The organism is Streptomyces kunmingensis (assembly GCF_039533535.1).
Classification (GTDB): Bacteria; Actinomycetota; Actinomycetes; order Streptomycetales; family Streptomycetaceae; genus Streptomyces; species Streptomyces kunmingensis.
Genome location: NZ_BAAATS010000073.1, coordinates 1 through 11575 on the forward strand (window position 1 = coordinate 1; position 11575 = coordinate 11575).

At 69.2% G+C, this 11575-nt stretch carries 9 protein-coding genes and 1 CRISPR repeat array; of the genes, 1 reads left to right on the forward strand and 8 read right to left on the reverse strand.

All coding sequences use genetic code 11. The features are described 5' to 3' along the window. Positions 1 to 593: 593 nt before the first annotated feature. On the forward strand, positions 594 to 899 hold the full coding sequence (locus ABD366_RS42950; protein ID WP_324766167.1) for a hypothetical protein: 306 nt from the start codon (positions 594 to 596) through the stop codon (positions 897 to 899). Positions 900 to 1438: 539 nt separating this feature from the next. Here ABD366_RS42950 and ABD366_RS42960 read toward each other — a convergent pair. The 8 genes from ABD366_RS42960 to ABD366_RS42995 all read right to left on the reverse strand — a co-directional run bounded on the left by ABD366_RS42960 (position 1439) and on the right by ABD366_RS42995 (position 11546). Next, positions 1439 to 2256, reverse strand: a protein-coding gene (locus ABD366_RS42960; RefSeq protein WP_425577047.1) for an IS5 family transposase whose coding sequence is annotated in 2 segments (ribosomal slippage) — positions 1439 to 1918 and positions 1921 to 2256 — 816 coding nt in all. Because the reading frame shifts where the segments join, the coding sequence is not laid out codon by codon here. A 147-nt stretch (positions 2257 to 2403) separates the two neighbouring features. Continuing rightward, entirely contained in the window at positions 2404 to 2955 is a 552-nt protein-coding gene (locus ABD366_RS42965; RefSeq protein WP_324766165.1) for an SUKH-4 family immunity protein, read from the reverse strand. A 15-nt stretch (positions 2956 to 2970) separates the two neighbouring features. Beyond that, positions 2971 to 4596, reverse strand: a complete 1626-nt coding sequence (locus ABD366_RS42970; protein WP_324766164.1) for a WXG100-like domain-containing protein — start codon at positions 4594 to 4596, stop codon at positions 2971 to 2973. A 730-nt stretch (positions 4597 to 5326) separates the two neighbouring features. Continuing rightward, a CRISPR array of direct repeats spans positions 5327 to 6392; the repeat unit is 29 nt; unit sequence CTGCTCCCCGCACCCGCGGGGATGGTCCC. 126 nt (positions 6393 to 6518) lie between these two features. Beyond that, positions 6519 to 10019, reverse strand: a complete 3501-nt coding sequence (locus ABD366_RS42975; protein WP_324766163.1) for an AfsR/SARP family transcriptional regulator — start codon at positions 10017 to 10019, stop codon at positions 6519 to 6521. Next, entirely contained in the window at positions 10019 to 10480 is a 462-nt protein-coding gene (locus ABD366_RS42980) for a hypothetical protein (protein WP_324766162.1), read from the reverse strand. The genes ABD366_RS42975 and ABD366_RS42980 overlap by 1 nt, the downstream gene beginning before the upstream one ends. Further along, positions 10477 to 10935, reverse strand: a complete 459-nt coding sequence (locus ABD366_RS42985; protein WP_324766161.1) for a TadE/TadG family type IV pilus assembly protein — start codon at positions 10933 to 10935, stop codon at positions 10477 to 10479. Before ABD366_RS42985 ends, ABD366_RS42980 begins: the two co-directional genes overlap by 4 nt. Beyond that, positions 10932 to 11324, reverse strand: coding sequence for a TadE family protein (locus tag ABD366_RS42990; protein WP_324766160.1), 393 nt, complete (start codon positions 11322 to 11324; stop codon positions 10932 to 10934). Before ABD366_RS42990 ends, ABD366_RS42985 begins: the two co-directional genes overlap by 4 nt. 3 nt (positions 11325 to 11327) lie before the next feature. Continuing rightward, positions 11328 to 11546 (reverse strand): hypothetical protein, encoded by a 219-nt coding sequence (locus tag ABD366_RS42995; protein WP_324766159.1) that lies wholly within the window; start codon positions 11544 to 11546, stop codon positions 11328 to 11330. Between the last annotated feature and the right edge of the window lie 29 nt (positions 11547 to 11575).

The following is an 11575-nucleotide window of genomic DNA, read 5'->3' on the forward strand; positions in this document are numbered from 1 at the left end:
TGCCAGGTCAACGAGCCCACCGAGATCAAAGCAACACGTTGATTCTCTGCGAGCCCTAAGGCCCGTCTGCGTAACCGGCCGGCCTTGGTGGACCCGGCGTAAGCCCTGCGGTGGATGTGGAGACTGTCTCAAACAGGCGGTGCGGGGTAGTGGCGGCTGGAGATGTGCTCGCACGGTGCGGGTGGTACCACGTCCTTATCGGCGCCCTCGTACAGTCATCGGCATGTTCGTCAACGCCGTGTTACTGACGGGCAGTTGAGCGCATCTGTGGTGTTGACGCCTGGCGGGTCAACCTCCACGTAAACCGTGGCACGAAGTCGCCGCCCCTCCGGGTGGCTCGCAGGGCGGCGGCGTGTCGGTTGGCTGGTTTCCGCCGTTGAGCGGGCATGCGAAAAGCGATGAGTGTGGGCGTGACGGTTTCTGCGGTGTCTGCCGTGCTGGCGTCAACGGTGGTGGTGGCCGCCCCGGTGGCGGCCGCGGGGTATCGCTGTACGACATCGAGTCATTCCCTGGACACCCCGCAGTACAGCGGGCCTTGGGCAGACAATTGGGGCGTAAGGATGACGGTATGTGCGAAAAGGGCGGGCGGTTGGGTGTATGCGTACGCCCGGGTGCGCTGGGACGGCCCCAACTCGCAGCGGGGCGGCGGCTATATTCACGATGCGTTCGTCCGCGTCCAGGTCAAGCACAATGCCCGCAACTTCCACGGCATTGCCGGCCGGTGGGATTCTTCGGACCGCAACGGCAACTACAACGGCTCGTACACGACGGGCACCGTGAAGTGGAAGGGTCGCTCCAGGGCCGTGGCGGCGGCATCCTTGAACATTGACTGGAGGAATCACGGCGACGGGCGCACCGGCTACGCCAAGACGCATTTCCGGTCCTCACCGCGTGTCTGACGGCAGGGGTCGAAAGCTGCGTGGAACGGGTTGAGCGTTTTGCGGGCTTACTGGCGCTCACAGAGGCGCTGGACGTGGGGAAGCGTGGTTACAGCAGACGGCGAGTCCGCGAACGCACCAGCACGCCGCCGGAGCGCCGAGGCGGGATGCGCGTGGAGGGGGATGGATGTGAGGCGCTAGGGCGATCGAGGGGCGGGCTGACTGGCGAGGTCCATCTGCTGGCCGATGACCGGGCCCTCCCGTTGACCTGGCAGATCTCGCCTGGCCAGCGCGGTGACCGGCCGATGTTAAGCGTCCGGGAGGGCCAGGCGGCCACTCTGCCAGAGTCATCAACGGCAACGGTCTATCAGCCACACCCGGCCCTCCCGGGCCGTTGAGGACGGTCTATGGACTCTTTCGCCGCTGGCAGGCGAAGGGGTGTGGGCGGTTGTGCTCACCGGCCTGCAGGCACGGGCCGACGCGGCCGGGCTGATGAGCTGTTCACCGGCCGGCGACCGTGGCAGGTGTATGGGGCGCCGCCGCTGGGCTAACTGACCGTTTCAGAATGAGGTTCGTAGCCGTCGCAGGCAGATGATGCTGCAGGCGAGTTGGAGCAGGCCGAGGTGGAGGTCGGCCCGTATCTCGTAGCGAATGCGCAGGCGCTTGAACTGGTGCAGCCAGGCGAAGGTCCGCTCGATGACCCAGCGGGTCTGGCCCAGGCCGGAGCCGTGTCTCGTGCCCTTGCGAGCGAACTTCGGGGTGATGCCACGGGCCCGCACCAGGCGGCGGTAGTGGTCGTAGTCGTAGCCGCGGTCGGCGAACAGACGCCGCGGCCGGTGGCGCGGCCGCCCGCGCACCCCGCGGATGCGGGGTATCGCGTCCAGCAACGGCATCAGCTGGGTGACGTCGTGGCGGTTGCCGCCGCTCAGCGAGGCGGCCAACGGGGTGCCGTGCCGGTCGACGATCAGGTGATGCTTGCTGCCCGGCCGGGCCCGGTCGACCGGCGAAGGTCCGGTGTGAGCCCCCCTTTGAGAGCCCGGACATGCGATCCGTCGACCGCGGCGTCGTCCATGTCCAGCAGGCCCGCCGCCCGCAACTCCGCGAGCAGTACCTCGTGCAGCTGCGGCCAGACCCCGGCCGCGGTCCAGTCTCGCAGCCTCCGCCAGGAGGTCACTCCGCTACAGCCGACCTGCTCGGCCGGCACGTCCCGCCAACTCACGCCCTTGCACAGCACATACACAATGCCGCGCAGCGCAGCCCGGTCATCCGCGGGCAACCGCCCGGGATACCGCGTCCGCCGCGGCGGACGAGCAGGCAGCAACGGAGCCACCCGCTCCCATAAGTCATCAGGCACCAGGTCAGTCACCACCCAACTCATCCTGCAGCCCCCGGGCCCAACCGCCAAATCTCGCGACGGACTTCATTGTGAAACGGTCAGTAAGCAGCGGGGTGGCGAGGGGCAACGCTGAGCGCTGCCCCCTACGTCTGGGAGTGAGCGGCTGCATCATTGTGGAGTGTGAGGCTGCTACCACATGCCGTCGGTGAACTCCTCCAGCATGATTGTCCATTCTGATTCCTCTTCGCCGAGGGGGAGGTCGTCGAAGGCGTTCACCGCGTCCCGGAACCTGGTGGCGAGCACGTCGGTGTCACCGCCCTGGCTGTAAGCGTCCTGGAGCCTGCGCAGTTCCGTGAGGCAGAAGGCCAACGACTCGACATCCCGGTGCAGGGGGACGCTGTCTTCCTCTCCCTCGGGGTAGCCGTGGACGGTTCCCGTCTCCGGGGCGACGACGACCAGCGTGGTCCGCAGGTAGCCGAACATCTGCCAGTGCCGACGCTCTTCCGGGCACGCCAGGTCGTCGAGATCGAAGAGCGGTCCCAGCTCGATGGGATCTACTTGGTCCTCATCGATTCCTACGTCGGCACGGGTTTCGAAAAGGCGGTTGTGCGGGAGGCCGACACTGCTCAGGAAGTTGGCTGTCTCCGCCGAGAACGGGGACCGTGGGGTCTGGGGAAAGTAGACGACGCCGTCGAGTCCGTGGACACGGACGAGGTCGGCGTTGGTCACAGTGTGCTTCATGGAGGGTTCCTCTAGCTACTTTCCGTGCGCCTTCTTCACGCCGTCGAGGTATTTCCAGAACTCGTCGTTCTGGGTCTTCTTGTCGCTCTGATCGTAGGTGGCGGCATGGGTGACGCTGAGATCCGGGTTGTCCGACTTGAAGAAGTGTTCAAGCCAGATATTGCATCGGGGGTTCTTCTGGCATGGCGAGCGTTCGGTGAACAGCTCGCTCAGGTTCCCCTGCACTCCCCGGTGGAGCAGCGGATGGCCGATCATGCGCTCCGAGTGGCCGGTGTCGGAGCTGCGGCCGATGAGGATGGACTCGTGACCGCTCTTGGGGTCGATGTACCGGCCGGCCGCGTAGTTCTTGCCCTCGTAGTAGTCGTGGCCCTTGCGCGCGAGCTGTGTGGCATGGGCCAGGTCGCTGGTGTCGGGGTCGATTTTCCGCGAGGTCACGACGCCTGTGGGCTTGCCTTTGACCCGCCACCGTCGTTTGTCCGCGTTGGTCTGCGGACGCCACACCGTCCCGTCGGGTTCGAGGAGACCGGCGAGGCGTGTGTGATCGTCTCCGTCCAGCCCTTTCGCCCCCTTGGTGGGGATGGTGCCGTCCGGCATCAACCGGTCGACGCTTCCGTCGGCGTTCAGGATGTACATCCGAACGTCCTTGTCGACCTTCTGCTTCTTCGTCTCGATCTCATTGACGTCGTCCTTGACGTCGTGGTCCTTGCGCTTGTGCGTCTTGGACGCGGCCTTGACCCGGTCCGGGACCGTCTCGGTGACGTGCTTGGCGATCTTGGACAGGGCCTTCTCGGAGCCGTTGAGAGCGCCGTGCAGGACGCTGTCGAAGGCCTGAGTGAAGGGGTCCTTGCCCTTGCTCCGGCCGAAGGCGTTCTTCGCCTTCGACAGGTGCGTGGACGCATTCAGGCGCAGTTCCGCACCATGGCCCGAGACCTTGCCGGCCCCGTCCTCGAACTCGAAGTGATCAATGTGCGTGACTTTCGCGCCGTTTCCGCCCACGCCGCTGGCCGAGGCGAGGTGCATCCCCCCGTGCCCGCCCTTGCCGGCGTCGCCACCGCCCATCTGGGTGGAGAACGCGCCCTCGGCCAGGTCGAGGACCATGTCCTCGACCATCGATTCCAGCTTGGCGTTGATCGGCTCGGTGATCTTGGCGAGGACCTCGTCGACGATCCGGTCCACGGCCTCGTCGATGATCCGCTTCACCACCTGGCGCATTGCGGCGACCTCGGCCGCGCCGATCAGCGCCGAGAGGCCGCCGGTGACCACGGCAAGCCCTGCCGAGATGCCCACCGAGCCGGCCATCACGGCGAGTTCGATCTCGGCCTTGGTCTTCATCCCGAAGATGATGTCCGCGAGTACGTCACAGGCGTCCGCGAACAGCCGGGCCAGTTCCGGGAGCTTCTCCAGGTGGCTGGTCTTCACCTGGCTCCAGTGCTTCTCCATGGAATCGACGGCCCAGCCCTCGGACGACGACAGGATCCGCGAGAATGCCTTGTGCGCGTCGCCGCCGTGCCCCTCGAACTTGTCGGCGAAGTCCCGCATGGCCGTGGCCATTTCGCGGTAGTCGTCCTCGTCCACGTTCGGGAAGTTGATCCCGATGAAGTCCAGGACGTCGTCGAGCCAGCCCGGTATCGTGTAGCCCATCCCCGTACGCCCCTTCCCCGTTCCCCGTCATGCTCATGATGCTGGGAAAACCTTAGCGATCAGTACTGACAGCGACGCAAGGGAAGCGCAAGGACTGTGGCGGGACTCTGCCAGTGGGGCGCAGCCCGACAGGTTTCTTTGAGCCAGGGCCCCACCCGGGCCGCGAGTGGGAGTCCGGCAAAAGCAAAGGCTTGCCAGTGTGTCTGCGAGCCTCGCTCTTGTAGTTGCTGGGAATCCGGCGTTGGCGACGCGAAGTTCACGAGCCCATGGTGCTCGAACCGTTCCGTCACCGGCTACGATCCGGTACCCAGCCGAGGCGGTGGCCCCAGCGGGCACGAACACTGCGCGAAGTCTTCTTCGCCCTGATGGCGGCCGCGGGGTCTCTTGCGGCCCGTGGCCCGCGTGCCCGCAAGGCGCGGCCGCCCGCGGGCCTCTTCGACACTTCCCTAGCATGTACGAGGCAAGCGCCTGTGCGTCCAAGCCCGGGTGCCCCAAGCAAACCCAGGGCGATCCCGTGATCGCTTCGCCCTCCAGCCTGGGCTCGTGGCTACCATGCTTAAGCAGTCTGATGGCATCTGCACCAATAGTCTCGGCTACGCCCGTGTGCACCCCTAAGCCGGCCCGCCAACCGGCCGGAGAGCAAGGGGCGCGGCTTTTGTGGCGTATGTCAGAGTCGGGGAAAGTGCTTGAAATCCGGGCCGACGCGCGGAAAAACCCCCGGTCAGTCAGTCTGCTCCCCGCACCCGCGGGGATGGTCCCGGCGAGGATCCGGGTGTACGGGTCCGTCGGAACTGCTCCCCGCACCCGCGGGGATGGTCCCGACGCCCCGTCCACGCTCACCTGCTACCTGACCTGCTCCCCGCACCCGCGGGGATGGTCCCGCCCGCAAGGTAGCCAGGACCCCCGCTCGTGCCTGCTCCCCGCACCCGCGGGGATGGTCCCTTCGATCCGGACCACCCGCGCTACCGCTGCACCTGCTCCCCGCACCCGCGGGGATGGTCCCCCCACAGTGACGTGGAGTCAGAATCCCCCAGTCTGCTCCCCGCACCCGCGGGGATGGTCCCCCCAAGAAGCGCGACCGAACTATCCCGAATACCTGCTCCCCGCACCCGCGGGGATGGTCCCTGCCGGGCCGACGGAAAGTCACCGTGCCGCACCTGCTCCCCGCACCCGCGGGGATGGTCCCACCTCTACCTGCAGCTCACGCCGGAGGAACGGCTGCTCCCCGCACCCGCGGGGATGGTCCCACCAGGCGGGTCCCGGCGGGGTCAAAGGTGTGCTGCTCCCCGCACCCGCGGGGATGGTCCCGTGGAGCCGGCGGGGGCGGTGACGGTGACGTACTGCTCCCCGCACCCGCGGGGATGGTCCCTTCCCCCCTGGGATCGCGATGCCCTCTGGATTCTGCTCCCCGCACCCGCGGGGATGGTCCCGAGCACGAGCTTCAGCCCTACATCCCCCAGCACTGCTCCCCGCACCCGCGGCGATGGTCCCGATCGGCATCGCCGAGAGGGATTGGCTCCTCGCTGCTCCCAGCACCCGCGGGGATGGTCCCGAGTGCTGGGGCATCGGCAGCAACGGGATCACCTGCTCCCCGCACCCGCGGGGATGGTCCCGCGACGTGTGGGGCACTGCGCGAGCCCGCAGGCTGCTCCCCGCACCCGCGGGGATGGCCCCGCCGCTCGGCATTCCGGCCGGGGCTGGCGGGGCTGCTCCCCGCGCCCACGGGGATGGCCCCTCCGCAAGACCGACCGGGGCCTGAGCCTCGTCCTGCTCCCCGCACCCGCGGGGATGATCCCGCACCATCCCGTGGATGCCCACCCGCGAGCATCTGCTCCCCGCATCTGAGGGGGTGACCCCCGGGTTTGGCTTGCTTGGGGCGCCACTTGGGAGATTCAAGAGCGCTGCCACGGGGGTGTTGCGGTTCAGGATGCGTTGAGGAGTTCGTCGACGAGTGCCTTCGTGGTCCGGTCGATCTGGCCGGGGGGAAGGCTGCTGGTCATCTCGTGCCAAATGGTGATGGCGGCGCGCAGGCCGGTGTGGTTGCCGGCGGCTGCTTCGGTCCGCATGAGCGCCCGGTGCAGCCATTCACAGTAGGAGTCGACGGTCAGGCCGGTCCGGCAGGCGGTTCGGGCGCTGGGCAGGTCTTGATGAGGGCCGTCCTGGGTTCGGTAGGTGGCAACGGTGTGGGCGACGTTGGTGATGTCGGCCTGCATGCGGGTACGGACGCCGGTCATCCAGGATGCGGGGTGGGTGCCGAGGGGAATTCCGTCGACCAGGGCGAGGGCCCGCTCGAGATAGGGGAGGCCTTCTGGGCCGCGGCTGAGGCCGAGGGCGGACAGGCGCTGGAAATCCGTCCAGTCGCATTGCACGGCATCGGACACGGCATAGGGCGCGGTCTTGCCCGGGCGGTGCGGTACGTAGGAGGTGCCGTCAGGAGTCTTGCCGAGTGCGGTGCGCAGGTCGCGGAGCCGGGTGCTGAGGGTTCTGGGGGACCAGGGTTCGGCGTCGCCGAGGTCTTCGCACAGGCGGTCGGGGCTGCTGTCCGGCTTGAGGATGAGATGGGCGGCCAGTTCGGTCAGCCGGGGGCTCATCGGGCCTGCGGGCAGGTGGTTCATCTGCGGCGTGCCCAGGACGTGAAGCCGGGGCGCCGCGTTGTGCGGGACGGCGTCGTTCACGGTCCGGTGGTCGCTGGTTTCCGGGACCGGTGGTACACGCGCGCCGGCGGTGAGAGCGTGTAGGACGGGGATGCGGAACTTCGGGCCGATCTGCTGTCCGGTCTCTTCCTGTGCCGCGTCGTCGACGGGGACCGGCCGCACCTGTGTCTGTCCTGGATCGCCGCTGGCGGCCAGCAGGGCCTGGAACATGACGGGGTGGGATGCGGCGCTCGGGGAGGTATCGGGGGTGTGGGCCGGCAGCGCCGTATCGTCGGTGGCGTGGGTGTCCTGCGGGGCAGGGGCGTTGGCCAGGAGGCGTTGCGTGGGGCCGGGCACCGGGGTGGGTTCGGGCGGCACATGTTCCCAGATTCCTTCGGGGTCGTCGGCGGGCCGCTGGGCCTGTCTGGCGGCGCGGGCCAGCTCGGCGAGGGACGCGGTGTGCAGGCGCTGCAGGATCAGGTCGGCCCCGAGCGCGTCCACCCGCTGTTCCGTATCCGTGGTCGCATCGACGGTCTCCGCATCGGTGAACACGGTGGCCGCGTCCGCAGGCAGGACGAGCACGCACGGTGTCAGCTGGTGCGCGCGTTCCAGCGACTGGGCGAGCTGCCAGAGCACGTCCTCCTCTACCTCGGCCGCGCATAGCACCACGTAGGGGAAGCCGCGGTCGTCCGGGTTCTGGTGGGCGTCCAGGACGCGTTCGGTGAACTCGCGGGCCGCGATGCACGGGTCGGCCAGATAGTGCACCCCCAGCGTCCGCAGGTCTGCGGCCATGGAACCCATGCCGCACGTCATGACCTCGACGTAGTCGGCGTAGGGGCCGATGGCGAGTTCGGTCGCCATCGCGGCCATCACCTGCGCCCGCTCTTCGTGGGCCCCGTCGACCAGCAGCACCTGCCACGCGGCCAGGTTCACGAGCAGCAGCTCGCCGGTGGACGTCGCGCCGAGGGTCACCATCGACGCATAGGGCGGGTCACCCGCCTCCGTCTCGTCGATGTCGGGCAGTTCCATCGTGTGCGGCAGGGTCCACCAGGTCGCCCGCACGGATGTGAACGGAGGCTGGATGGGGGCGGTGATGTCGTCGGGCAGGACCTGGATGCTGTCCGCGGTGATCCGCGCCGCCCGCAAGTCCGGTGGCACGGCAGTGTCGGTGTTCTGCGCGAGGAGGCGCAGCGCTGCCCGCAGACGGTTCACCCCTTGGGCGCCGTCGTGGGCCACTTCCTCCAACACGTCTTCCACGGGCTGGGGTTCACCCTCGGGCATCCGCTGTCCGGGACGACGGGTGCGCCACTGCCACAGCCGGCGCGCCAGCAGGGACGCGGTGACCACACCGGCCAGCAGGCCGAACACCTGCAGCGCTGTCTGACTACCGGTCGGCGCGCTGGCCGGGCCTTGCTCTGCATGCTGTGCTGCTGCGCTGGGCGCGGCCTGCCCCGCTGGTGCGGGCGGCTCTGGTGCTGGTGCAGAAGGCCGGGCACTGACGGGGGGACGCTCGGGTGCCTGGCCTGCAAGGCTCGGTCGGGGAGCCGCGGACGGGGTGGCACGGGGCCTTTGTGTAGCGTCGTCCGTGCGGGCGCCGCTTCCTGCCGGGTCCTCCTTCTGCTCTTGCTGCTCTTGGGCAGGAGAATTTGGCGGTGTTGCGTTGCGGGAGGCGCCCGGCTCGTTGCCCGCGCCGGAAGAGTCCGGAGCCGGCCCCGGTGCGTCGTCGTGCTGCTTTGGAGCGGCCGGTTCCTTCTGCAGTTCGGCCGGGATCGTGATCCTCTGGTCCGGGACGATCACGTCGGCGTCGGTGATGCACGGCAGGCCCTCCGGCTGGGCTCCGCGACTTGCCTCGTACACGGGACGCCAGTTGCCGGCGTCTCCGGTTGCTTGAAGGGCAATACCGGTGATCGTGTCACCCCGCGCGACCACCCGTTCCTCATCGGAGGGGTTGCCCGCCTGCGCCTGCGCCTGCGCCTGCGCCCGCGTTTGTGTCGGTGGCTGCTGCTCCTCCTGTGCCTCGGCGTGGGTTTCCGCAGCCGTGTGGTCAACACGGGGTACCTCGCGGGGTAGCTGCAGCACCCACCCGGGATGGATCGGGGCGTCGGCGTGGAAGACGCGCCCGTCGGCCATGGTGCGGCCTTCGTTGGCGTCGGCGAGGTGGGTGAAGGCCTCGCCCTGCCCGTACAGGTGCGCCGCGATCGACCATAGGCTCTCGGCGGGCCGGGTATCGCGCACCGTGTAGGTGCCAGTGGCCTGCTCGGTCCCCTGCGCAGGCACGGCAGCCTGCTGCCGGGCTGACGGCGTCTGAGTCTGCGCCTGCACGGCGGGGCTCGGTTGTGCTGTGGCATTGGCCGTGACCGCGGCCCGGGGTGCTGCCTGGGTGGGGGAGGCGGCCAGGGCCGTGCCGGTGGGCCAGAGCACCAGCAGGGAGCCGACGAGGGCGGCGGCCGCGCGTTGGCTCATCTGCAGGCCGGGCAGCCGGGGCGTGCGCACGCCCCGGAGCTGGGCGGGGATCTCCAGCAGCAGGGACAGGACGAAGCTCGCCCAGGCCAGCCACCCGATGACACAGACGGCCAGCAGGGCGAGCGCGCCCGTGTCCTGCCGGCCGAGCAGATGCTGGGCGGCGTCCCAGCCGCCGGGCGCGAGGGCACCGGTGGCGTGCCACAGCACCCACGGCAGGGCCGGTACCGTCAGCGCCAGCGCGATCAGCGCGCCGACGGCCCGCAGCAGGCCCAGCGTGCGACGCGGCCGCCACTTTGGCAACAATGCGCGGGTGGGGGAGGGATGCATCAATTCTCGCCGTCCTCGGGCCGGGTCGTGCCGTAGAGCAGGGTCGCGGTGCTGGAGACGTCGTGGGTGAAGGTGTGGGGCCAGAACACTCCGCGGTAGGAGCCGGTCACCGTCACGGTGATCGTGCGGCCGCCGTCCGCAACCCGCACCGAACCGCGGGCGCCGGCCCGCGACAGATAAGTGCGGGCCGCGGTGGCGGCCGCGCCCGGCTCGACTCGCACACCCCGGGACGGGATCAAATAATCGAGGTCGACGGCCTGTTGCGCGGCGCGGGCCGCTTCGACGGCCAGGGCGTCGGCGTTCTCTCTGGCCCGCAGCGCACCGAAGGCGTCGACGGTCAGCAGACCGGCCAGCAAGATCAAGGGCCCGGTAATGACGGCGACGAAGATGCTCACGCCGCCGCGGTCGTCGAAGGACAGCTGCCGCCAACGCTCGCCCACGTGGCCTCGGAGCTGGTTCATGACCGGCCTCTGAAGGAGTCGATCACGGACGTGAAGGACGCTGACACGGTGCGCACGCCCGGCCCACCGCCGATCAGCACCAAATCCCCGATCGGCACCCGGCAGGTGACGGTCACGGTCACCGCGGCGACCTGGCCGACCGGCAGGGCCAGCCCGGAGGCGTCCGTGCGCACGCCGACGCTCGAGCATGCCTGCTGCTCGCCCGACAGGGCCTGTTGGGCGGCCTGTTGGGCGGCCTCCTGCCCCGGGCCGGGGGCGCGCTCCAGGGATGCGGCGCGGGCCGCGGCCTGCGCCGCGGCGTCGGTCTTCTGCGCGGCTAGCTGCAGGCGGGCCGCGGCGATGAAGAGCAGGACCAAGATGATCAGCACGGGCACGGTGAGGGCCGCCTCGATCGCCGCGCTGCCCCGGTCATCGTGCAGCCTCCTGCTCCGGCGGCGTGGTCTGTGGGTGCTCACGGCTGCCCCATGCTCTGCCAGTTCTCGATCGGGCCGGTCATGGTCGCCCGCACGCTCAGATGAAAGCCGGGCAGCATCGTCATCGCCTGGCCCTGCACATGGACGCGCATCGTGTCCGGGGTGCTGCCGGCCGTGCTCACCCTTGAATCGGTCAGCAGGTTGCCCGCCAGGTCCTCCAGGGCCCGGCGGGCGCGGGTGGCGCCGTCGGCGGGGGAGGCCTCGTACAGCCGCCCGGCCGCCACACCCGAGCGGGCGGCGGTGTAGGCCAGGTTGCGGGCGTACGCCCACAGCACGCCCTGGATCAGGACGAACGTGATGAGGAGGACGACCGGAAACAGGAGCGCGTACTGGATGGGGGACGATCCCCGGTCGTCCCGGAGGGGGTGCACGGGTCAGCCGCCGAGATCCACGTTGTCGACCTTGTGGCTGGCCCGCATCCCGAGGGCGACCAGGGCGGCGACGATGGTCACCGCGATGCCGATGCCGGCAACCCACAGGATCACGGTGACGACCGGGTTGTCACCTCTGTCACCCCGCTGGTCGATCTCATCGCGGGCCTGATCGAGGCGGCGGCTGATCGCGGCGGAAAGCTGCGTGAGCAGCGTGCTCATCTTCAAATACCGGTCAGACACGAGCTGCC